At 72.5% G+C, this 22,574-nt stretch carries 20 protein-coding genes; 10 read left to right on the top strand and 10 right to left on the bottom strand.

The genetic code is table 11. The annotated features are described in order from the left end of the window. Nucleotides 1-13 precede the first annotated feature (13 nt). The 5 genes from FR742_RS11620 to FR742_RS11600 all read right to left on the bottom strand — a co-directional run bounded on the left by FR742_RS11620 (nt 14) and on the right by FR742_RS11600 (nt 5,364). Nucleotides 14-442 carry a Zn-ribbon domain-containing OB-fold protein gene (locus FR742_RS11620; RefSeq protein ID WP_148030966.1) on the bottom strand — a complete coding sequence of 143 codons (429 nt, stop codon included), beginning with the start codon at nt 440-442 and terminating at the stop codon, nt 14-16. After that, on the bottom strand, nt 439-1,608 hold the full coding sequence (locus tag FR742_RS11615; RefSeq protein ID WP_148030965.1) for an acetyl-CoA acetyltransferase: 1,170 nt from the start codon (nt 1,606-1,608) through the stop codon (nt 439-441). The genes FR742_RS11620 and FR742_RS11615 overlap by 4 nt, the downstream gene beginning before the upstream one ends. Nucleotides 1,609-1,674: 66 nt before the next feature. After that, nucleotides 1,675-2,892, bottom strand: a complete 1,218-nt coding sequence (locus tag FR742_RS11610; protein WP_187281100.1) for an acyl-CoA dehydrogenase family protein — start codon at nt 2,890-2,892, stop codon at nt 1,675-1,677. Next, a complete protein-coding gene (locus FR742_RS11605) occupies nt 2,889-4,469 on the bottom strand; it encodes a class I adenylate-forming enzyme family protein (RefSeq protein ID WP_148030963.1) in 1,581 nt (526 codons plus the stop codon). The genes FR742_RS11610 and FR742_RS11605 overlap by 4 nt, the downstream gene beginning before the upstream one ends. A 1-nt stretch (nt 4,470) precedes the next feature. Beyond that, on the bottom strand, nt 4,471-5,364 hold the full coding sequence (locus FR742_RS11600; RefSeq protein ID WP_148030962.1) for an SDR family NAD(P)-dependent oxidoreductase: 894 nt from the start codon (nt 5,362-5,364) through the stop codon (nt 4,471-4,473). 138 nt (nt 5,365-5,502) lie between these two features. Between FR742_RS11600 and FR742_RS11595 the strand changes: the two genes are divergently transcribed. The 4 genes from FR742_RS11595 (at nt 5,503) to FR742_RS11580 (ending at nt 9,601) form a co-directional block, all read left to right on the top strand. Continuing rightward, a complete protein-coding gene (locus tag FR742_RS11595; protein WP_148030961.1) occupies nt 5,503-6,654 on the top strand; it encodes an acyl-CoA dehydrogenase family protein in 1,152 nt (383 codons plus the stop codon). Then, nucleotides 6,651-7,133, top strand: a complete 483-nt coding sequence (locus FR742_RS11590) for a flavin reductase family protein (protein ID WP_261808478.1) — start codon at nt 6,651-6,653, stop codon at nt 7,131-7,133. Before FR742_RS11595 ends, FR742_RS11590 begins: the two co-directional genes overlap by 4 nt. 44 nt (nt 7,134-7,177) lie before the next feature. Next, entirely contained in the window at nt 7,178-8,365 is a 1,188-nt protein-coding gene (locus FR742_RS11585) for a S9 family peptidase (protein ID WP_148030960.1), read from the top strand. Between the two features lie 87 nt (nt 8,366-8,452). Further along, on the top strand, nt 8,453-9,601 hold the full coding sequence (locus FR742_RS11580) for an amidohydrolase family protein (protein WP_148030959.1): 1,149 nt from the start codon (nt 8,453-8,455) through the stop codon (nt 9,599-9,601). 69 nt (nt 9,602-9,670) lie between these two features. Here the strand turns inward: FR742_RS11580 and FR742_RS11575 are convergent, their stop codons facing one another. Further along, nucleotides 9,671-12,667: a BTAD domain-containing putative transcriptional regulator gene (locus FR742_RS11575; protein ID WP_148030958.1), complete on the bottom strand. Its 2,997-nt coding sequence runs from the start codon at nt 12,665-12,667 to the stop codon at nt 9,671-9,673. A 327-nt stretch (nt 12,668-12,994) separates the two neighbouring features. Between FR742_RS11575 and FR742_RS11570 the strand changes: the two genes are divergently transcribed. Genes FR742_RS11570 through FR742_RS11560 form a run of 3 tightly spaced genes read left to right on the top strand, consistent with a single transcriptional unit; the run spans nt 12,995 to nt 17,140 of the window. Then, nucleotides 12,995-14,128: a S9 family peptidase gene (locus FR742_RS11570; protein ID WP_148030957.1), complete on the top strand. Its 1,134-nt coding sequence runs from the start codon at nt 12,995-12,997 to the stop codon at nt 14,126-14,128. 32 nt (nt 14,129-14,160) lie between these two features. Continuing rightward, nucleotides 14,161-15,156 (top strand): cyclase family protein, encoded by a 996-nt coding sequence (locus FR742_RS11565; protein ID WP_222708903.1) that lies wholly within the window; start codon nt 14,161-14,163, stop codon nt 15,154-15,156. A 25-nt stretch (nt 15,157-15,181) separates the two neighbouring features. Next, nucleotides 15,182-17,140 carry an AMP-binding protein gene (locus tag FR742_RS11560; RefSeq protein ID WP_148030956.1) on the top strand — a complete coding sequence of 653 codons (1,959 nt, stop codon included), beginning with the start codon at nt 15,182-15,184 and terminating at the stop codon, nt 17,138-17,140. A 66-nt stretch (nt 17,141-17,206) separates the two neighbouring features. Here FR742_RS11560 and FR742_RS11555 read toward each other — a convergent pair whose 3' ends face one another. From FR742_RS11555 to FR742_RS11545, 3 genes are read right to left on the bottom strand one after another with little or no spacing between them, the layout of a single operon-like run. Continuing rightward, on the bottom strand, nt 17,207-18,139 hold the full coding sequence (locus FR742_RS11555; RefSeq protein WP_148030955.1) for an NAD(P)-dependent oxidoreductase: 933 nt from the start codon (nt 18,137-18,139) through the stop codon (nt 17,207-17,209). A 57-nt stretch (nt 18,140-18,196) separates the two neighbouring features. Then, the gene (locus FR742_RS11550) at nt 18,197-18,973 is read right to left on the bottom strand and encodes an SDR family NAD(P)-dependent oxidoreductase (protein WP_148030954.1); all 777 of its coding nucleotides are present in this window, start codon (nt 18,971-18,973) and stop codon (nt 18,197-18,199) included. Then, nucleotides 18,970-19,971, bottom strand: a complete 1,002-nt coding sequence (locus FR742_RS11545) for an alpha/beta hydrolase (RefSeq protein WP_148030953.1) — start codon at nt 19,969-19,971, stop codon at nt 18,970-18,972. The genes FR742_RS11550 and FR742_RS11545 overlap by 4 nt, the downstream gene beginning before the upstream one ends. Nucleotides 19,972-20,146: 175 nt before the next feature. On the opposite strand from FR742_RS11545, the gene FR742_RS11540 reads away from it, so the two are divergent. Beyond that, entirely contained in the window at nt 20,147-20,608 is a 462-nt protein-coding gene (locus FR742_RS11540) for a pyridoxamine 5'-phosphate oxidase family protein (RefSeq protein ID WP_148030952.1), read from the top strand. On the opposite strand, the gene FR742_RS11535 is transcribed toward FR742_RS11540, so the two are convergent. Beyond that, nucleotides 20,605-21,543 (bottom strand): LLM class flavin-dependent oxidoreductase, encoded by a 939-nt coding sequence (locus FR742_RS11535; RefSeq protein WP_187281099.1) that lies wholly within the window; start codon nt 21,541-21,543, stop codon nt 20,605-20,607. The two genes, FR742_RS11540 and FR742_RS11535, sit on opposite strands and share 4 nt — an antisense overlap. A 152-nt stretch (nt 21,544-21,695) precedes the next feature. Here FR742_RS11535 and FR742_RS11530 point away from each other — a divergent pair, with 152 nt between their 5' ends. Then, nucleotides 21,696-22,166: a MaoC family dehydratase N-terminal domain-containing protein gene (locus FR742_RS11530; RefSeq protein ID WP_148030950.1), complete on the top strand. Its 471-nt coding sequence runs from the start codon at nt 21,696-21,698 to the stop codon at nt 22,164-22,166. Further along, nucleotides 22,163-22,573 carry a MaoC/PaaZ C-terminal domain-containing protein gene (locus FR742_RS11525; RefSeq protein WP_148030949.1) on the top strand — a complete coding sequence of 137 codons (411 nt, stop codon included), beginning with the start codon at nt 22,163-22,165 and terminating at the stop codon, nt 22,571-22,573. The genes FR742_RS11530 and FR742_RS11525 overlap by 4 nt, the downstream gene beginning before the upstream one ends. Nucleotide 22,574: the final 1 nt, after the last annotated feature.

Genomic DNA, 22,574 nt, shown 5'->3' with positions numbered 1-22,574 from the left:
GCCGGGGAGCGGCTCAGGTGGCCGCCGGTCGCCAGAACGGCAGCGACGCCTCCTCGTTCAGCGGGACGAACTCGACCTCGACCCGCATCCCGATGCGCACCTCGTCGACCTCGCAGCCGATCACGTTGCCCATGATGCGGGGGCCCTCGTCGAGCTCGACGACGGCGACCGCGTACGGGGTCCACTGGTTGAACGGGTAGGCCCCCTGCTGGCGCACCACCGAGAAGGTGTGCACGGTGCCCCGGCCCTCCGTGGTGAGCCAGCCGGGCGTGTCACCGCACTCGACGCAGATCTGGCGAGGGTAGAACTGGCGGTGGCCGCAGCCGGGGCATTCCTGGACGAGCAGCTCGCCGCGGAGGGTGGCCTCCCAGTACGGGCGGCCGGCCGCGTCGAGCAGCGGGACCGGCCGGCCCTCCGTCGGCGGGGTGGTCACGTTCGTCATGCCTTGTCCTTTCCGAGTATCACGGTGCCCATCGCCGACAGCCAGCCGCCCGAGCCGCACGCGAGGGCCACCTCGGCGCCCGCCACCTGGGCGTCGCCGGCCTGGCCGCGCAGCTGCCTGGTGGCCTCGATGAGCAGGAAGATGCCGCGCATGCCGGGGTGGCAGGAGCTGAGCGCGCCGCCGTCGGTGTTCATCGGGAGGCTGCCGCCGAGCTGGAGCGCCCCGGAGGCGGCGAACGGGCCGCCCTCGCCCTTCTTGCAGAAGCCCAGGTCCTCCAGCATGAGCAGCGCGGTGATGGTGAAGCTGTCGTAGAGCTGTACGGTGTCGACGTCGTCGGGGGTGAGACCGGCCTGCGCGAACGCCTCCTTGCCGCTGCGCTCGGCCGCGGTGCGGGTGTAGTCGGGCATCTGGCTGATGTTCCAGTGGGTCTGGGCCGACGCCGCGCCGAGGATGTGGACCGGGGGCTGGCGCAGGTCGCGGGCGCGCTCGGCGGTGGTGACGATCACCGCGCCGCCGCCGTCGGAGACGACGCAGCAGTCGAACAGGTGCAGCGGGTCGGCGATCATGCGGGAGTTGACGACGTCCTCGACCGTCAGCGGCTTGCGGTACTGGGCGTTGGGGTTGAGCCCGGCGTGCGTGCGGCAGGCCACGGCGATCGCGGCCAGCTGCTCGGAGGTGGTCCCGTACTCGTGCATGTGCCGCTGGGCGGCCATCGCGTACGCGCCGATCAGGGTGTTGCCCCAGGGCGCCTCGTACTGCAGCACGCCCGCGACCTGCTCGCCCGGCTTCTTGGCGCCGAAGCCGGGGTTGGTGCCCGACTTGGTGTACAGGTCGGAGCCGTAGACGATGAGCACGGTCTCGCACAGGCCGGCTTCGATCGCCGCCTTGGCGTGCTGGACGTGCAGCTCGAAGCTGGAGCCGCCGACGGCGGTGCCGTCGAAGTACCGGGGGTTGATGCCCAGGATCTCCGCCATGGTGCCGGCGTTGTCCGGCTGGGCGAAGTCGCCCTGGGCGCACATGAACCCGTCGATGTCGCTCTTGCGCAGGCCGCTGTCGGCGAGCGCCCGCTGGGTGGCGAGCACGTGGTGCCCGACCGCGTCGAGGTGCGGTGCCTTGGGGTAATCGCTCAGGCCGATGCCGGCGATCACTGGCGTACGGTCAGCCATGGATGTGTTGTCTCCTCGGATGCGCGAAGGGATGGCGCGCCGCCTGCGGGCGGCGCGCCCGCGGTGTCAGGTCGAAGGGCGGGGTTCGCGGGGCAGGCCCAGGATGCGCTCGGCCATGATGTTGCGCATGATCTCGTCAGTGCCGCCGGCGATGCGCCGGGACGGCGCGCTGAGCGCGAGCTCGGCCCAGACGTAGGTGCCCCACTCGCCGGTGTCGGCCGTCATGCGCGGGCCGAGCACGCGGCCGGCGAGCTCGCCGATGGCGCGGACGTTCTCCGAGTCCATCAGCTTGATGATCGAGGCCTCGGCCCCCGGCTCGCCGCGGCCGGCGGCGCGGGCGGCGGTCCACCGGATCACGTCCCGCCGGATCGCGATCCGCGCGAACTCCTGGCGGATGTGCGGGTCGCCGTCGAGGCCGAAGTGCTGGATGAGACCGAGCAGCCGCTCGACCGGGTCGGTGGCGGGCGAGGCGGTGCGGTAGCCCATCGACGCCCGCTCGTTGCCGAGCGTGGTCATCGCCACCTTCCAGCCGTCGCCCGGCTTGCCGAGCACGTGGCTGTCGGGCACGAAGACGTCGTCGACGAACACCTCGTTGAACGCCTCGCCGCCGGTGAGCTGGCGCAGCGGGCGGACCTCGACCCCCGGATCGTGCATGTCGACCATCAGCATGGTGAGCCCGGCGTGCTTGGGCGCGTCCGGGTCGGTGCGGACGAGCATCTCGCCGATGTCGCTGTAGTGACCGCCGGAGGTCCACACCTTCTGCCCGGAGACCCGCCAGCCGTCGCCGTCGCGGACTCCCCTGCTCTTCACGCCGGCGAGGTCGGAGCCGGCCTCGGGCTCGGAGAAGAGCTGGCAGGCGAGGAGGTCCGCCCGGTACAGCGCCCGCAGGTACCTCTCCTTCACCTCGGGCGTGCCCCAGGCGAGCAGCGTCGGGGCGACGATGTGGTGGCCGACGATGAAGCAGGCCTCGGACGGCAGTTCGTAGTCGGCCGCGACCTCGTCGAACAGCTCCTGGTAGCGCTGGTCCCGGCCGGCCCCGCCGTACGCCACGGGGCCGGTGAGCCAGCCGAAGCCGGCGTCGAACAGCTCGCGGCGGAAGGCCACCGCGGCCGCGACCATGCTCAGCTCCTCCTCGCGGGTCGGTTCCGCGCCCGCGCTCAGCTCGTCGGGACCGTTGCCCCAGCCCTCCTCCCATTCCGGCAGGGGCTTGGCGTGGGTGTCGAGGAAGGCCCGGACGGCGTCCTGGAACGCGGTCTCGTCCGGGTTCCGGCGCTGGTCGTTCACGATTGCTCCCGAAGCAGGCGGTGGAGCACCTTGCCGCTGGCGTTCTTGGGCAGGGTCTCGGTGTGGACGCGGATGTGGTCGGGCACCTTGTACTTGGCCAGGCGCTCGCGGCAGAACCGCTGGAGCTCCTCCGGCGTGGCCTCGGTCCCCTCGGCGAGCACGACGTGGGCCCGCACGGTCTCGCCCCAGTGCGGGTCGGGGACGCCGACCACGGCGCACTCCACCACACCGGGGTAGGCGAACAGGGTGGTCTCGATCTCCAGCGGGTAGACGTTCTCGCCACCCCGGATGATCATGTCGTCCTTGCGGCCGGCGAGGTAGAGATAGCCGTCCTCGTCGAGGTAGCCGAGGTCGCCGCCCTTGAACCAGCCGCCGGAGACGACCTGGGCGGTCTTCTCCGGCTGCCCGTGGTAGCCGCTCATCACCATGTCGCTGCGGGTGACGATCTCGCCGACCTCGCCCACCGGCACCTCGTTGCCGGCGGCGTCCCAGATCTGCAGGTCGATGTTGAAGCCGGGGCGGCCGACCGACCCGAGCAGGTGCGGGTGGCCGTCGAGGGCGCGCACGTGGTCCTCGGGGGTGAGCACGGTCTGCATGCCCGCCTCGGTGCCGGCGCCGAAGCCGTTGTAGAAGTCGCACCGCATGATCGACATGGCCTGGGTGAGCAGGCCGGGCGACATCGGCGCGGCGCCGTAGAAGACGGAACGCAGCGTGGCGAAGTCGTCCGGTCTCACATCCGGCTGCCGGAGCAGGGCGCTGATCATCGTGGGGACGAGGAACACGTCGGTGAGGCCCTCGCGGCACCACCGCAGCAGCTCCGCCGGATCCCACTGGGGGACGATCAGGGACGCCGAGCTGCGGCAGATCGCGTTGAGCACGAGGCTGAGCCCGGCGACGTGGTAGAGCGGGGACGCCGAGTAGCGGAACTCGTCCCGCAGGAAGCGGTACTCCAGGACCGCGTTGGAGACCATCGTCTTCCACATGCGGTGCGACTGCATGACGCCCTTGGGCAGGCCGGTCGTGCCGCTGGTGTAGGCGAGCGCGACGATGTCCTCGTCGTCGACGACCGCCTCCCGCGGCGAGCCTCCGGCCCCGCGCCGGAGCACCTCCTCGAAGGGCGTCGTGCCCTCGCTCCCGCCGAAGCCCACGACGTGGTCGAGATGCTCCAGGTCGTCCCTGGCCGCCAGCACGTCCGGCGCGTACCGGTCCCCGACGAAGATCCAGGACGCCTCGGAGCTGCGCAGCAGCGTCGTGATCTCCGCGGGTGACAGCCGGAAGTTGAGCGGGACCGCGACCGCCCCGAGCTTGAACAGGGCGAGGAAGGTCTCCACGTACTCCGGCGAGTCGGTGTCGAGCACGGCGACCCGGTCCCCCTGCGCCAGGCCCATCGCCTGCAGACCGGAGGCGAGCCGGTGCACCCGGTCGCGCACCTCGGCGAACGTGCGCGTGCCTGACGGGGTGACGAAGCAGTCCCGGTTCGGCGAGCGCTTGGCCGCCATGTCGATCCACTCGCCGATCTGCGTCCTCGACAGGCGCCGCCCGGTCAGGGAGGCCGGGCGGAGGCGCTGCGCGGTCATCTCACTTCCCCAGCATCTTGGCGAGCAGGGTCATCTCGGCCATGCTGTTCTCCGGCACCACGTAGCCGGCGTCGTCGAAGATCTCGGTCAGGTTGTCGCGGACGTCCTCGGCGGTCAGGTCGCCGTTCAGGTATCCGCGGGTGACGCCGACGAACACGCGCGCCACGCGCCCGCCTCCCGCGCTGAGGATCTCGCCGGACGGCTCGCAGGAGTCGTGGCACAGGTAGGCGACCACCGCCGAGACCAGCGCGGGGTCCAGGTGGTCCGCGAGCGGGTTGTCGAAGCCCTCGGTCATGCGGGTCTGCGCCACCGGGCCGATCGCGTTCGCCTTGATGTCGTACTTGCGGCCCTCGATCGCGAGCACCTTGATCAGGCCGACCAGGGCGAGCTTCGCCGCGGCGTACGACGACTGGCCGAAGTTGCCGAAGAACCCGGCCGACGACGAGGTCACCACGACCCGCCCGAACCCCTGCTCCCTGAAGTGCGCCCAGGCCGGGCGGGTGACGTTGAACGCGCCCTTCAGGTGCACGTCGAGCACCGGGTCCACGTCGTCAGGGCTGGTGTTGTGGAAGGTCTTGTCGCGCAGGATGCCCGCGTTGTTCACGATGACGTCGACCCGGCCGAACGCGGACAGCGCCGTGTCGATCACGGCCTGGCCGCCGGCCACGGTGGCGACCGAGTTCGTGTCGGCCACCGCGATGCCGCCGAGCTCCTCGATCTCCTTGACCACGATCGCCGCGCGGTCCTGCTCCACCCCGTCCCCGGACAGGGACGTGCCCATGTCGTTGACGACCACCTTCGCACCGCGGCGCCCGAGTTCGAGAGCGTGGGCCCGGCCGAGCCCTCCACCTGCTCCCGTGATGACGGCGACACGACCGTCGAAGCTGAGATCCACGGCAATTTCCTCCTTCTCGGGGCGGGGCACGCACCGGCGTCGGCACCAGCCGCACTCTTGCGCGCGAGGAGTTACTGCGGGCGTTACGGCTTCCGCCGCTCATGCCCGGTGCACGCCCGCGGCCTACCGTCCCCTGACATGAGCGGACTTCAACAGCTAGCCGACGCGACCGCGTCGTTCACCGGCCTCGCCGAGGAGCACGAGGACTTCCGGGAGAGCGTGCGGTCGTTCGTTGAGCACGTCTCACCGGAGACACAGGTACGCCGCCTCATGGAGGACGAGCGGGGTTACGACCCGCTGGTGTGGCGGCAGATGGCCGAGCAGCTCGGCCTGCAGGGGCTCGCCCTGCCCGAGCGCTTCGGCGGCTCGGGGGCGACCTTCCTCGAACTCGGCGTGGTGCTGGAGGAGATGGGCCGGGCGGTGATGTGCGCCCCGTTCTTCTCCACCGTGGTGCTCGCCGCCAACGCGCTGCTGCACTCCGGTGACGAGCAGGCGAAGGACGATTTCCTGCCGGGCATCGCGGCCGGCGAGACGATCGCCACGGTGGCGCTCGCCGAGCGCTCGGGGTCGTGGTGGGGCGAGGACGTCGAGGCGCGCGCGGCCGTGGAGGACGGCATCTGGCGGCTGACGGGCGTCAAGTCGTTCGTCCTGGACGGGCACGTGGCCGACCTGCTGCTGGTCTTCGCCAGGACCGGCGCCGGCCTGTCGCTGTTCGCGGTCTTCGGGGAGGCCGCCGGGGTGACACGGAAGCCGCTGCCCACCATGGACCAGACCCGCAGGCAGGCGGTGCTGGAGTTCGACCGCAGCCCGGCCAGGCTGATCGGGCCCGAGGGCGGCGCGGGGCCCGTGCTGGAGCGGGTGCTCGACCTGGCCGCCGCCGGTCTCGCCGCCGAGCAGGTCGGCGGGGCGCAGCGGTGCCTGGAGATGGCGGTCGAGTACGCGAAGGTGCGCAGCCAGTTCGGCCGGCTGATCGGGTCGTTCCAGGCGATCAAGCACAAGTGCGCCGACATGCTCATGGCGGTCGAAACAGCTCGGTCCGCGGCGCATTACGCGATGTACGCCGCCGGCGAGGACCTGCCGGAGCTGCCCGTGATCGCCAGCCTGGCCAAGGCGTACTGCTCGGAGGCCTACACGATGGTCGCGGGGGAGAACGTGCACGTCCACGGCGGCATCGGATTCACCTGGGAGCACCCGGCGCACCTGTACGTCAAGCGGGCGATGTCGTCGGCGCTGCTGTTCGGCGACCCCGACCGGCACCGGGCCCGGTACGCGGACGGGGTGGGACTGTGAGCACGCTCCCGGGCATCGCCCGCGACGACCTGCGCGGGGTGATGGCCTGCTTCGCGACCGGCGTCGCCGTGATCACCGCCGCCCAGCCCGGCCGGCCGCCGGTGGGCATGGCGGTCAACTCGTTCGTGTCGGTGTCGCTGGACCCGCCGCTGGTGCTGTTCTGCGCCGCGCACACCTCGTCCACGTGGCCGGCGATCCGCGCCGCCGGGCACTTCTGCGCGAACGTGCTCGCGGCCGGCCAGGAGGAGCTGGCCCGGGCGTTCGCCCGCAAGGGCGACCGGTTCGCGGGCGTGACGCACACCCCCGGCATCACCGGCGCGCCCGTGCTGCGCGACGTGCACGCGCACATCGAATGCAAGATCGTCGAGACGTACGAGGCCGGCGACCACACGGTGGTGCTCGGCCGCGTGCTCGATCTCGACGCCGACACCGAGGCCGCGCCGCTGCTGTTCTACCGCAGCGCCTACCGGCTGTTCTGACGCTCACCCGCGATCACTGACCCGGAACGTACAGGAGGACACACGTGGTAGCCGCGATCCGCCAGGCCGAATGGCACGCGCAGTTTCCCGAGGACTACCGATGGTCGTACAACGTCATGCTCGTGCTCGCCGTGATCCCGGCCGGCGGCGCCGAGGTCGGCGAGGTCGACAGGGTATGCCGGCGGCTCGCCGGGCACGTGGGGGACGACGAGCGCTGGTTCCGCGAGTGGCGCGCCATGGGCGACCAGGTCCGGGCGCTCGCCGAGGAGGCGCGGGAGCTCGGCGACCGGCGCGCCGCCATGGCGCACTACCGGCGGGCGACGAGTTACTACTTCGCCGCCGAGCGGTTCCGCTTCCCCAAGGACGACGAGGCGCTCGACGCCTACCGCGCGATGGTCGGCTGCTTCCGGCTGTCCGCCGAGCTCGACGACCGGTACCGGGTCGAGTACGTGGACGTCCCGTACGAGGACACGGCGCTGCCCGGCATCTTCGTCTCCGCCGCGCGGTCGCCCGGTGAGCGGACGCCCGCCGTGCTGTTCATGAGCGGCTTCGACGGCAACAAGGAGCACAACTGGTTCCTCGGCGTCGAGGACCTGCTCGCCCGGGGCGTCTCGGTGCTGTCGCTGGACAGCCCCGGCGTCGGTGAGGCCGTGCGCTTCCGCGGCGTCTCCCTGCGGCACGACTACGAGGTCGCCGGCAGCGCGGCCGCCGACTGGCTGCAGGGCCGCGACGACGTGGACCCGGAGCGGATCGGCGTGCTCGCGCTGAGCCTCGGCGGCTACTACTCCTCGCGCAGCGCGAGCATGGACCCCCGGTTCAAGGCGTGCGCCGCCTGGGGCGCGATCTGGGACTACCACCGGGTCTGGAGCGAGCGCATCGAGGCCGCGTTCGCCAAGCAGCTCCCGGTGCCCGGCGAGCACCTGGTGTGGTCCACCGGGACCGGCTCCACGCAGGAGGCGCTGAAGGTCCTGGAGGGCTTCCGGCTGGCCGACGTGGTGCCCCGGATGAAGGGCGCGTTCCTGCTCGTGCACGGCGAGGACGACCAGCAGGTGCCGGTGTCCGACGCCCACCTGCTCTTCGAGGCGTGCGGCTCGCCGGACAAGACGCTGCGGATCTTCACCGCCGAGGAGGGCGGCGCGCAGCACTGCCAGATGGACAACCTGTCGATCGCCGTACCCGAGATCAACCGGTGGCTGGCCGACCGGCTCGGCGCGTCCGCCACCTCCCGATAACGACCGGCTTAACGGTGCGCCGCCTAGCGTGCCCCGCACCAGCCGGAACAGATCCGACGACCGCCCACCACCTGGAGAGAGCTCACGATGTCTACCGGTAACCCCCGTCCGCTGATCTCGGTCGACTCCCATGTCGTGGAGCCGAAGGACCTCTGGCTCAAGAGGCTGCCGCAACGCTTCCAGCACCAGGCCCCGCAGGTGCAGTCCACCGAGCAGGGCGACTACTTCATCGTGCCGAACACGGGGATGTCGCCGAAGCCGGTCGGCACCGAGGGCGCGATGATCAACACCAAGATCAACGGTGTGATCACCAAGCCCACCGGCTACCGTTTCGAGGACCAGCGGGCGGGCGCGTACGACCCGGTCGCGCGCCTGGAGGACCAGGACAGCCAGGGCGTCCGGGCCGAGGTCGTCTATCCGGGCTGGCTGATCGTGCACAGCATCCCGGACTTCGACCTCAAGGTCGCCTGCGTCCGCGCCTACAACGACTGGCTGTTCGAGGAGTTCTGCTCGCACGCCCCCGACCGGCTGATCGGCGCCGTCGCGCTCCCCGTGGGCAACGGCCCGGTCGAGCCCGCGATCGAGGAGGCGAAGCGCTGGGCCGCGCGCGGCGCCAAGACCTTCCTCCTCCCCCAGGCGGTCCCCGGCATGGCCTGGGGCGACGCCCACTGGGAGCCGCTGTGGGCGGTGCTGGAGGAGATCGGGGTGCCCGTCGGGTTCCACCAGGCCGCCGGTCAGGTCGCCATCTTCAACGACAAGACCACGCCCGGCGTGTTCTGGACCACCGCCATCGGCAACAAGATCAGCCTGGGCTGGGTGTTCATGCAGCTCGTCTACGGGGCCGTGCCGGAGCGGCATCCGAACCTGCGGTTCATCCTCGTGGAGGGCGGCATCGGCTGGATCGCCTTCCAGCTCAACACGATGGACCACATGTTCACCGACCACCACCGCTGGACCGTGCCCGAGCTGTCGATGAAGCCCAGCGAGTACTTCAACCGCAACTTCTGGGCCACCTTCGAGGACGACCGCCCCGGCATCCTCACCCTGCCCATGCTCGACGAGAAGCGCCTGATGTGGGCCGGCGACTACCCGCACACCGAGGGCAACTTCCCCTTCGCCCAGGAGCAGGTCGCCCACGACTTCCAGGACGTGGACGACGCCGTCGTGTCCGCGATCACCCACGACAACGCGATCGACCTGTTCGGCCTCGACATCCCCCGCCTCGTCAGCTCCTGACGGCGAACGGTGCGGCGGCGGCCCCCTCCGGCCGCCGCCGCACCGTTTTCGCGCGGGTCGGGCCCGCGGTCAGGTCGCCCGAAGCTCGCGGACGAGCTGCCGGGTCGCCGGGGTCGGCTCGACCCCGAGTTCGGCCAGAGCCGTGGTGAGCCGCTGGAACTCGGCCAGGACCGCGTGCGGTGAGCCCAGGGCCCCCTCCACCCGCATCCGCACGCAGTAGGCGGACTCGCAGAACGGGTCGCGGTTGATCGCGAACGTGGCCGCCTGCCTGGCACGCTCCAAATAGCCCAGGGACACCGCCACCTGGGCCGCGTCCACCGCCGCGTTCACGATCATCACCTCCAGCTCGTGACGGCGCTCCTCGGCCCACTCCAGCTCGCTCTCGGGCAGGTACGGTCCCTCGACCATCTCCAGCGTGGACTCGATGCAGTCCAGCCGCTCCTCGCCCCGCAGCCGGTACGCCTCGCCGATCATCCGCTCGAAGCGCAGGTCGGTGCTGTCCACGTACAGGCCGTCCGCCCAGCGGACGTGACCGTGCGCGGTCCTGGACAGGTTCACCCCCGTCGCCTGGCGCAGCTTGTGCACCACCTGGCGGAAGTAGTTGCCGCCGCGGCGCGGGTCCGCGTCGGGGAACAGGCGCTCCTGCAGCCGGTGCCGCTCCACGCCCTCCGGGTGCAGCGCGAGATAGGCGGCCAGCTCCAGCACCTTGGTGCGGCGCGAGCAGCGGGGCACGCCGTCCACGATCAGGTCGACCACCGGGCCGTGCGTGTGCACGTCCACGACGATCACCCGCTCGGAGGGGACGGCCGGCTGCCGCTTGCGCACCTCCGGCGGCTGCTGCCCGACGAGCTGACGCCAGCGGGTGCCGCCGGCGTCGTTCTCGATCTGGCGGCGCAGCACGCCCGGCACGTCGTTCAGCGCGTTCTTGAGCACGAACAGGCAGCCGATCGAGCTGGCGGTCGCGTAGGCGAGCTCGACCGCGGCCGACGCCGCCTCGGCACGCCCCAGCCGGGCCTCGGCCTCGGCGAGGTAGGCCGCGGCGAACGGCAGCATGAGCGTGCGGCCGGCCGCCCGCATCGCCTCGGTGGCGGTGCGCAGCACCCGGGCGGCGTCCTCCGGCCGGTCGATGCGCAGGTAGGCGAGCCCCTGGAAGGTCTGGCCCCACTCGGCGTAGCAGCGGTTGCCGCTCGCCGCCGAACGGCTGATCGCGTCGGCGAGCGTCATGCGGGCGTCGTCCACCCGGCCCAGCGCGAGCTGCAGGACGCCGACCACGACCTCGAAGCAGGGCTCCCAGCCGAACAGGGTCCTGCGGCTGTGGTCGACCGCGGCCTCGGCGGCCGCCAGCGCCTCCTCGACGTGCCCCTCGGCCCACAGCAGCCATGCCTCGTGGAAGAACCACAGGTCGGTGTGGGCGCCGAACTTGATCGCCTCGGGCACCTCGTCGAGCAGCTCGCGGGCGAGTGCCAGTTCGCCCCGCCACACCAGGGCGAGCAGCGGGTGGGGGGTGCGGAAGAAGGAGCGCGGCGGCCAGTCCCCCTCGTCGGGGAGCATGCGCAGGAGCTGGTCGAGCCGCCCCTGCACGAGCAGTCCCCAGGAGTAGACGCGCTCGCTGTCCACCCAGTCGCGGCCGGGCGGCGGCGCCACCGGCTCGCGGCCCGCCACCGCCTCCAGCTCGTAGCGGACCGCCTCGGCCCGGAAGTCGCCCTCGTAGCCGCGCACCAGCTCCAGGGCATCGGCCGGGCGCCACTGCATGGCGTAACCGACGAACGCCACCGCACCGGGGTCGGCCTTGGCGACGTCGCTGAGCACGCCCTCCTGGTGCAGCCGGAGGATGAGCGCCTGGGCCTCGGGGATGCGCCGCACCCCGTACAGCGCCCGCAGCGCGGCGCCGAGCAGGACCGGACGGGACTCGACCGCCGCCGGGCCGAACGCCTCCAGCCAGCGCAGCAGCACCTGCCAGTCCGCGCGCGCGGCCAGCGCGGCCACGGCGCGCTCGGCCGCGTCCGCGCCCTTCTCCAGCTCTCCCGCCTCCAGGTAGGTCTCGACGGCGTCCTCGTGCATGCCGCACTGTTCCAGCAGGCGGGCGTAGCGGCTCTGCAGCTCGGGCAGTTCCCCGGGCAGGCGGGCCTGCAACTGCTCGCGCAGATGCTGCCGGAACCGGGGGTGGTAGACGAGGGCCCGGTCGACCTTGGTCGCCGGCAGGTGCCGCGAGCCCAGCGACTGCCACAGCCGGTAGCCCTTCTCGCCGCAGAGGGCGACGGCGGCCCTGGCGGTGACGCCGGCCGGGATCGACGTGCGCAGCAGGAAGTCCTGCTCCTCCTCAGGGAGGCGGGCGAGGATCTCCCGGGAGACGAAGCCTGCCAGCACGTCCGGCCCGTTCCCCGACTGCAGCCCGGGGACGATGTCGAAGGCCACCGCGGCGATCCAGCCCTTCGTGGCCTCCATCAGCGGCGCCGGGTCCCGGCCGCCCTGGCCGTGCGCGGCGAGCAGGGTGCGCGCCTCGTCCATGCTCAGCGCCAGGTCCTCGCCGCTCACCCGGGCGATCCGGCCCTGCAGCATCATGCGGCCGATCGGGCCGCCCAGGTCCTCGCGGCTGAGGATGACCGTGCGGACGTTCGGCGGCAGGTAGTCGAGGAAGACGCCGAGCGCGTCGACCGCCTCGTCCGCCTCCACCAGCCATTCGCAGTCGTCCAGGACGAGCAGCAGGGACGTGTCGTGGATGCCCTCGGCGAGCATCGCCGCGACCTCGGCCGCGGGGAAGCCCTCCTCCAGCGCGGTCTCCACCGTGCGCGGCGCCTCGGGGTTCACCTCGGCGAGGGCCTTGGCCAGGTAGGTCATCAGCCGGGACGGGCTGCGGTCGCCGGCGTCGAGCGTCAGCCAGGCGAGCGGCCAGCCGAACCGCGCGGCGAACATCCGGGTCTGGACGGTCTTGCCGGACCCTGCCGCGGCGAAGATCACGATGGTCTCGTAGACATCGAGGAGGGTGGCGAACTGCTCGTCAAGGCGGTCTCGGGCGATGGTGCCACGTGGTAGTCCCGGGGGGAGGACCTTGTGACTCAAGATCATGCCGACCTCAGTTCACGGAAGTGTAACGTCACGCAAGGCCGCCGAAATCCCCGCGTTACGGCGGTGTGGTCTCTCCATAAAGTGGTACGGGACGACCAAAGTCAAGACTTCTTGGCCATTTAATGTCATTTGGGCGATATATCCCCATAGAGATCACTTAGGGCGGTCGTTCGCCAGGCACCGATCGTGCCACCCGGGCATTCTCCGGGCGTCACCCGGACCGCCTCCCCGGATCCCGGCAGGGCCATAACGACGGTGGTAACGCGGGCCGGATGAGGTGGCGCGTGGAGCCCTCTGCCCCCACCGCACGTGAACGGAGCCCGCACGGTGTTCTATTACTTCCCGGACAACTACATGTGGTCATCGGCCTTCAACCTCGCCCTCATGGCGGGCGGCTCGCTCGGTGAGATGCACCGCTGGCTCGCGCCGCTGCGCGACGGCGAGCCCGAGCCCGAGGCCTGGGGCAAGGCGTGGGCGGGCATGGCCGGCCAGCAGGAGGAGCAGGCCGAGAAGGACCTCCAGGCGGGGCTGCGCCGCAGCGCGGGCCTGCGCTATCTGCGCGCCTCGGTCTACCACGCCAGCGGCGAGCGGCAGATCGCCCCCGGCCCCGAGAAGACGGCCAGCTACCGCGCCGCGCTCGACGCGTTCGAGAAGGCCGTCGAGCTGGCGCCGCTGAACGTGGAGCGCATCGAGGTCCCCTCCCCCGACGGCGTCCTGCCCGGCTACCTCATCCCGGCCCGCACCGCCGAGCCCGCCCCCGTCGTGATCTTCTACGGCGGCTTCGACGTCACCAAGGAGATCCTGTACGGCTTCGTCGAGGAGGAGTTCGTCCGCCGCGGCATCACCTGCCTGGTGATGGACAGCCCCGGCGTGGGCGAGCCGCTCCGGCTGCGGAACGTGCCCTCCCGGCCCGACTACGAGGTCCCCACCGGGGCCGTCATCGACTACCTGGAGACCCGCGCGGACGTGGACGCCGACCGCATCGGCGTCATGGGCATCAGCCTCGGCGGCTACTACGCGCCGCGGTCGGCCGCGTTCGAACCGCGGATCAAGGCGTGCGCGGCCTGGGGCGGCATCTGGGACTGGGGCGCCACCTGGGAGAAGCGCTGGGCCACCCGGTCCAAGACGGTCTCGGTGCCGTGGTTCCAGCTCCCCTGGGTGATGGGCACCGACACGATGGAGGCCGGCCTGGAGCGGGTGCGGCAGTGGACGCTCGTCGACGTGCTGCCCGAGCTCACCCAGCCGCTGCTGATCGTGCACGGTGAGAACGACCGCCAGGTCGCCGTCGAGGACGCGCACAAGGCGTACGAGGCGGCCGGCTCGGCCGACAAGACCCTGCGGATCTTCACCGTCGCGGAAGGCGGCGCCGAGCACTGCCAGACCGACGAGCCCGACCCCGCCCGGCAGCTCATCGCCGACTGGTTCGCCCAGCGCTTCGGCACGCTGCCCGCGCAGTCCTGAGTCCCGTTCCGCGACGATGGGGAGACATTGACGTGAGCACCGACACTGACGTGAGCACCGGCGCTGCCGGGGACGGCCGCGGAAAGGTGACGCTGGACGACGTCCACGCCCTGTGCGAGCGATACCGCAACTGGGGCAAGTGGGGCCCCGACGACCAGATCGGCACGCTCAACTACATCGAGCCGGAGATGGTCGTCGCCGCCTCCGCGCTCGTCCGCCAGGGCAAGGTGATCTCCTGCGCGCTGCCGTACGACGGCGACGGCCCGCAGAACGGCTGGGGCGGCCGGGTGAACCCGATCCACCTCATGCTGCAGGACGGCGGCGACGCCGCCATCGGCGCCCAGGACCACATGGCCAGGCTCCGCTACGCCGACGACGCCGTCTACATGCCGTTGCAGTCAGGCACCCAGTGGGACGCCCTGTCGCACGTGTTCTACGAGGGCAAGATGTACAACGGCTTCGGCCAGGAGCACGTCTCCAGCACCGGAGCGGGCAAGTGCGGCATCGAGCTGACCACCGAGAAGGTCGTCGGCCGGGGGGTGCTGCTCGACATCCCCCGCCACCGCGGCGTGCCGTGGCTGGAGCCCGGTCAGGGCATCGACAGCGCCGAGCTCGCCGCCTGCGCCGAGGCGCAGGGCGTCACCGTCGGCCGCGGCGACTTCGTCCTGGTCCGCACCGGGCACATCGCCATGTGCCGGGCGCGGGGCTCGTGGGGCGACTACGCGGCCGGCGACGCCCCCGGCCTCTCGCTCGACTCCGCGCACTTCCTCTGCGGCAACGAGGTCGCCGGCGTCGCCACCGACACCTGGGGCATGGAGGTCCGGCCCAACGAGACGGACGAGATCTTCCAGCCGGTGCACATCGTGCTGCTCGTCAACGCCGGCCTGCTGATCGGCGAGATCTTCGACCTGGAGAAGCTCGCCGACGACTGCGCCGCCGACGGCGTCTACGAGTTCATGTTCGCCGCCGGGCCGCTGCCGTTCACCAAGGCGGTCGGGTCCCCGCTGAACCCGCTGGCGATCAAATGACCCCGCCCGCCTTCCGGAGATTCCCGTGAACGTCGACGAGCTGAACCGGCTCCCCATCGCGTGGGAGCCCGACCCCGCCGCCTTCCCCGGCACCCCGCTCGGCCGGATGGCCGCCCGGCACGGCCTCACCTCGGTCGACGAGGTCGCCGACCGCGCCGCGGCCGACCCAGGATGGTTCTGGGCCGCCGCCGCGGACGACGTCGGGCTGCGCTGGCGGCGACCGTACGAGAAGGTCCTCGACCTGTCCGACGGCCCCGAGTTCCCGCACTGGTTCAAGGGCGGCGGACTCAACTGGGCGGACTACGCCGTCGACCGCTGGGTCGACGAGGGCCGCGCCGGCGCCGAGGCGATCGTCTGGGAGGGCGACGACGGCGCGGTGCGCACCCTCACCTACGGCGAGCTGAAGGAGCAGATCGACCGCGCCGCCGGCGCGTTCGCCGCGCGCGGGGTCGGCGCCGGCGACGTGGTCGCGCTGTACCTGCCGATGGTGCCGGAGGCCGCCGTCGTCATGCTCGCCGCCGCGAAGATCGGCGCCGTCGTGGCCCCGTTCTTCAGCGGGTTCGGCCCCGGACCCGTCCGCGAGCGGCTGCTCGACTCGGGGGCGAAGCTCATGGTCACGGCCGACGGGTTCGAGCGGCGCGGCAAGCTCGTGCCGCTCAAGGAGACCGCCGACGAGGCCGCCGCCGACGCCCCCGGCCTGCGCACCGTGCTCGTGGTCCGCCGTCTCGGCCGCGACATCCCGCTCGTGCCCGGCCGCGACGAGTGGTGGGACGAGGCGACGGCCGCCGCCGAGCCGATGACCGAGACCCCGGTCTTCGACGCCGAGACCCCCTGCGTCCTGCTGTACTCGTCCGGCAGCACCGGCCGGCCCAAGGGCTGCCTGCACACCCACGCCGGGCTGCCGTTCAAGTTCGCGCAGGAGGCCAGGCACGGCTTCGGCATGGACGTCGGCGAGCGCCTCATGTGGGTCACCGACATGGGCTGGGTCATGGGCGCCTACGTGGTGACGGCCGCGTTCACCAACGGCGGCACCGCCGTCCTGTACGAGGGCACGCCCGACCATCCCACCCCCGACCGCCTCTGGTCGGTCGTCGAGCGCCACCGCGTCACCGCGCTCGGCGTCTCCCCCACCCTCATCCGGGTCCTCGCCGGTCTCGGTGACCGGTGGCCGGACGCACACGCGCTCCCCGACCTGCGGGTCATCTGCAGCACCGGGGAGCCGTGGAACCTGGAGCCCTGGTGGTGGTGCTTCCGCCACGTCGGCAAGGGCCGCACTCCCATCGTCAACATGAGCGGCGGCACCGAATGCGGCGCCTCCATCGTGAGCGGCTCCGTGCACCGCCCGATCAAGCCGGCGGGCTTCTCCGCCCCCTCGCTCGGCATGGCCGCCGACGTCTTCGACCCCGACGGCCGGCCCGTCCGCGGCCAGGTCGGCGAACTCGTCGTCCGCGCCCCCTGGCCCGGCATGACCAAGGGCCTGTGGGACGGCCCGGAACGTTACCTGTCCACCTACTGGAGCCGCTTCCCCGGCAACTGGCAGCAGGGCGACTTCGCCTACGTCGACCCCGACGGCCACTGGTTCCTGCTCGGCCGCTCCGACGACACCATCATGCTCGCCGGCAAGCGCGTGGGCCCCGCCGAGATCGAGTCCCTCCTCGTCGACGACCCCGCCGTGGTGGAGGCCGCCGCGGTGGGCGTCCCCGACGACCTCAAGGGCGAGGCCCTCGTCTGCTTCGTCGTCCTCACCGGGGACGCCGACCCGGCCGAGGTCCTCCCGCGCCTGGAGGAGTCGATCGTGGCCCGCGAGGGCAAGGCCACCCGTCCCAAGGCCGTCCACGCGGTCGCGGCCCTGCCGAAGACCCGCAACGGCAAGGTGATGCGCCGCGTCGCCCGCGCCGTCTACATCGGCGCCGATCCCGGCGACGTCACCGCCCTGGAGAGCCGGGAACCGCTGACCGGCTTCCCGCGCCGGGACAGCGTCTGAACAGGGCCTGATCCTCGACAACGAACCCCGCGCCGCCGTTCGGGCGACGCGGGGTTCGTCTCGTGGTCAGGCGGTCTCGGAGCGCTTCTCCTTGACGATGTCGGCGAGCGCGTCCTCCAGGGACCAGCGGGTCGTGTAGCCGTACTCCCGGCGGAAGAGGGAGTCGTCGAAGTTCATCGGCCAGCGGTGGTCGGCGTCGCCGGGTTCGATGGTGGCGCCGGGGATGAGCTTGCGTGCGACCTCCACCATGTCGCCGATGCTGCGGTAGTCGCCGCGTACGTGGTAGACGTGGCTCGACGGGACCGGGCCCTCGCTCGCGCGGACGAACGCGTCGGCGGTGTCGTGGATGTAGACCATGTTCATCATCGAGCCGCCGTGGTAGGCGGGCCTGCCCGGCTCGCCGGCGAGGGGCTTGGTGACCAGTTCGTCGACGAGCCGGCGGGCGGTGCCGATGAGGCAGGCGGCGCCGTACGCGAGGCCGATGCGGATGGAGGTGTTGGTGACGCCGAGGGTGCGCAGGTAGTACTCGCCCATGGTCTCGCCGAAGATCTTGCTGCCTTCGTACACGTCGCCCCCGTGGATGCGGGCGTCCTCGGCGATGGGGCGGGCGGGGTCGTGGTGCGCCGGGCTGAAGAGGGCCGCGCTGCTCGCCAGTACGGTGCGTGACACGCCGAGCAGGCGGGCGGCTTCCAGGACGTTGTAGGTGCCGACGACGTTGGACTGGATGCACTGGCCGCGCTGGCCGGCGGAGCGGTCGTGGAGTTCGGCGGCCAGGTGGATGATCCGGTCCACGCGGTGGGTGCTCACCAGGTCGGCGACGAGGGAGAAGTCGGTGACGTCGCCTTCGACGAAGGTGAGAGCGGACGGGTCGGGGGCGGCCGGCTCGCGGGCCCAGTCGGGGCGGCGGTCGAGCGCGATCACCGGATGGCCGTCGCGCAGCAGCCGGTCGACGACGTACGAGCCGATGAATCCGGTGGCGCCGGTGACCAGATAGGTCATTGCGGGTCTCCTGATGTGTGAGGCGGGGGGACGCGGGGATGCTGGGGTGGCCGGGCGTCAGCCGCCGGGCCGGAAGCCGCCGTCGATCTGCAGGGCGGCGCCGGTGACCGACCGCGCCGCGTCGGAGGCGAGGTAGGCGAAGGCGGACGCGGTCTCTTCCGGCTCGATCATGCGGCCGAGCGACATCGTCGCGGTGTACCGCTGTTCCAGGTCCGCCAGGTCCGCCATGTCAAGGCCGCCGGTCGCGGCGGCGAAGATGCCGGTGCGGGTGGGGCCGGGCAGGACGGCGTTGACGCGGATGCCGTCGCGGCCGTACGCGGCGGCGAGTGAGCGGGTCAGGTGGACGACCGCGGCCTTGGCCAGGCCGTACGCGGGGAAGGCCGGGGTGGGCCAGAGCGCGGCCGTCGACGCGGTGTTGAGGATGACGCCGCCGCCGTTGGGGCGCATGCGGGCCACGGCGGACCGGCAGCCGTGCCAGACGCCGGCGACGCAGACGCGCCAGACCTGGTCGAACTCGTCGTCGGCGTCGTCCTCATGGAGGGATCCGCCGGCGATCACGCCGGCGTTGTTCACCGCGATGTCGCAGCGGCCGAAGCGGTCCATCGCGACCTGGAACGCGCGGTCCACCTGGCCGGCGTGGCGGACGTCGGTGCGCTGGAAGACCACCCGCGCGCCGGAGGGGTCGATCTCGGCGGCCGCTCCGGCCGCGGAGTCCGCGTAATCGGCGAGCACCACGCGCGCGCCGTCGGCCACGAAGCGTTCGACGGTGGCGTGGCCGATGCCGGAGCCGCCGCCGGTGACCACGGCCACCCGGCCGTCGAGGGGGCCGGTCATGACGCCGCCCCGGGCGGCAGGTGCTCGGCGAGGAACGCGCCGGCCAGTTCGGCGGTGGTGTCGACGAGCTCGCCCATGGGGCCGCCGTGACCGCCGTGCGGCAGCAGGTGCAGCGCCTTGGGCTCGCCTGCGCGGGCGTGCAGGGCGAGGGAGTGCTCGGCCGGGATGACCGTGTCGTCGCCGGGGGTGATCAGGCACAGGGCGCGGGGGGCGATCGCGGAGACCAGCTGCTCGGGAGAGAAGCCGAGGGCGAGCCGGGCGTTCTCCAGCGGGTAGCCCTCGGGATAGGCGGTGGCGATGAGCGCGGCCTCGGCGTCGGCGGCCGGGCTCGGCGGCAGCGGCATGAGCGTGCCGAGCGGCACCCGCTCGCCGAGGCCGGTGCGCACCCGTTCCGCCTCGTCCCGGGCGACCCGGTCCAGGAAGGCGGGCCAGGATCCCGGGCCGTGCGGGCCGCCGTGCGGGCCGCCGTTCAGGTCGCCGTGCGGGCCGCCATGCGGGCCCGCGTGCAGGTCGCGTAGCCAGCGGCGGCCGTCGGCGAGCGGGACGAGGGCGACGCAGGCGCGGAGGCGTTCGTCGGCGGCCGCGGCGGCGACCGCGATGGCCCCGCCGAAGCTGGCGCCGATCACGCCCAGCGCGGAGCCGTCGATCTCCGGCCGGCCCGCCAGGTAGGTGGCGGCGTTGGAGACGTCGCGTACCTGCTCGTACGGGTCGCAGCGCAGCCGGGCGCCCTCGCTGCGGCCGAAGCCGCGATGGTCGAGGGCGAGCACGGCGTAGCCGCGCCGCGCGAGGCGGCCGGCGAGCGGCAGGACGCGGAAGTTGACCGCGCCGCTCCAGCCGTGGCTGGCGACGAGGGCGGGCATGGCCCCCGCCCGCTCCCGGGGCGTGACCAGGACGCCGTTCAGCCGCAGGCCGTCGCTGTAGAAGTGCACGATCTCGGTGTCGACCCGCGGACCGTCCGGGAGGTCGAGCCGGATCTCGTTGTCGGCCGGCACGATCATCGTGGCAGGGCTCCCGTCCGGGTCAGAGCGGGGCTGATCAACATGGGGCTCATGGATTCGGGGCTCACCGCTGACACGTAACGCGGTCCCCCATTACCTCCCGCGTTACGCCGTGCGCCGCCGCCCCGGGGTATGCCCTGGCGGCTGTAGTGGGCGCGGGAGAAAGGAGCCCGCCATGGGTGACAGGCCGCTGCCGATCGAGCCGGGTGAACGGCTGGACTACCTGCTGTCGCGTAAGAGTCTGCAGCTCGCGACGCTGGATCCGGACGGGGCGCCGCATCTGGCCACGATGTGGTTCGGGGTGCTCGACGGCGAGATCGTGATGTGGACGCAGCGTACGTCGGTGAAGGCGCGCAACCTGCGCACCGACCCGCGCGTGGCGTGCCTGGTGGATTCGGGAGAGGATTACGGCAGCCTGAAGGGCCTGTCGGTGACCGGCCGCGCGGAGCTCGTCGAGGACGACGAGGGGATGCTGCGCATCGGTGAGGCGATCGTCTCGCGCAACTTCCCGGAGCCGGGCCGGCCGGACTACCGGGAGATGGCGCTGTCGGGCGCGCGGGTCGGCATCGTCGTGCATGCCGACCGCTGGGCGAGCTGGGACTTCGCCCGTTCGGCGGCGCGCCGATCAGCCGGTTAGCCGGTCGAGGCCGCCGTGATCGCGGGCAGGAGCTCGCCGAGCACGGCGGCCTGGTGCCGCGGCGACTCGTCCAGCGGGTGCAGGATCAGGTCGGTGACGCCGAGGCGGGCCAGCTCGGCGAGTTGTTCCGCGCAGGTCGCCACGTCGCCGTGGACGGTGGCCTCGCGGCCGTGGTCGGGGGTGCCGTAGAAGGCGCCGAACCAGGCGTCGATCGTCCGGTGGGCGCGGGCCTGGTCGGGCTCGACCAGCAGGTACACGCGCTTGGCGACGCTGAAGGAGTCGCGGGCTCGGCCTTCCTGCTCGGCGACCTCGTCCAGGCGGACGGCCAGCTCCGCGAAGCGGGCGGTGGGCTGCCGGCCGGCCGCCACCCAGCCGGATCCGAGGCGCAGCGCCCGGCGCAGCGCCGGGACCGAACCGCCGCCGACCCACAGCGGGGGCGGCGCGACAGGGCGCGGGGTCACCGTGACGTCGGCGAAGGGCCAGATGGGGCCGTCGTGGGTGACGCCGGTCCCGGTCCAGAGGCGGTGCACCGCCGTCAGGAACTCGTCCAGGACCGCGCCCGGCCGGTCCTCCCAGTCGCCCAGCCGGAGCGCGGGGAACAGGCGGCGGTCACCGCTGCCGACGCCGACCACGAGCCGGCCGCCGGTGAGGCGGTCGAGCGAGGCGAGCTGCTTGGCCGCCGCGATCGGGCCCCGGCCGGGGGCGACGAGGACGGCGATGCCGAGCCGGACGCGGGTCGTATGCGCGGCGGCGAAGCCCAGCAGCGCGATCGGCTCCGGAGTGGGCATGCGCCCGGCGAGCTGGTCGAGGGTCCACAGCGCGTCGACGGACGCGGCCTCGACGTCGCCGAACCAGGCGGCGATGGCGGCGGGGGCGGCGCCGGCGAAGCTCAGCGGCAGGTTGAGCCCGATGCGCGGGCGTGGGGCGGCGGGCACGTGGACCTCCTCGGCGAGGGCGTCGCCGTCGCGGACAGAGGGCCGCCAGCGTGCCGGGCGCGCCGTTACCTGCGACGTTACGAACCGGGTCCGTAACCCCGGGGCGAACGGCGAGGCGGGAGAGTCACGGCCGACAACCAGGAGGCACGAGCATGGCAGTCGAGCGGTTCCCGGTCGAGGGGGGCCACATCATGATGTTCGCGCGGGCCGTCGGGGATCCCCACCCGGCCTACCACGGCGCGATCACCGGCACTCCGGCGATCGCCCCGCCCACGTTCGTCTGGGCGGCCGACCACTACGACCCGGACAGCGCCGTCCGGCCGAAGCCGGACGAGCCCTGGCCGGGCTCGGGCGCGACGCCCTCCGGCGCGCCCCCCGCCGACGGCGCGGGTCTCGGCCTCCACGCCGAGCAGCGGTACGAGTACCACCGGCCGGTGCGCGAGGGCGACGTGCTCAGCGCGGTGGACCGTCCGGGCAGGACCTGGCGGAAGGAGGGACGGCGGGGCGGCGCGCTCACCTTCACCGAGAAGATCACGGAGTACCGCGACCAGGAGGGCGAGCCGGTCGTCACCGCGACGATGGTGACGGTGACCACCTCCACCACGGTGGGGGCGGGCGGATGACGGCCGTGGCGGCGGGCGACACCAGGGAGCTGGTGCTCGTCCGCGATCTGACCAGGACACGGATAGTCCAGTACGCGGGGGCTTCGGGCGACTTCAACCCGGTGCACACCGACGAGCGGTTCGCGGTGGAGGCCGCCGGTTACCCGTCGGTGTTCGCGCACGGGATGCTCACGATGGGCATGGCGGGCCGGGTCCTGACCGACTGGTTCGGGCCCGAGTCGCTGCTGCGGTACGAGGCGCGGTTCCGCGCCCAGGTGTTCCCGGGGGCGACGCTCACCGCCCGCGCCCGGGTGGAGTCGGTGCACGGCGACGGGACGGCCGCGGTCGCGCTGACCGTGACCGACGGGCAGGACGCGGTGGTGATGACGGGGAACGCCGTCGTGCGCGCGTCCGCAGAAGCGAAATGAC

The organism is Nonomuraea sp. C10 (genome assembly GCF_008017515.1).
In the GTDB taxonomy this organism is placed as follows: domain Bacteria; phylum Actinomycetota; class Actinomycetes; order Streptosporangiales; family Streptosporangiaceae; genus Nonomuraea; species Nonomuraea ferruginea.
The sequence above is the reverse complement of the archived record's forward strand: the minus strand, read 5'-3'. Positions and strand labels throughout refer to the sequence as shown.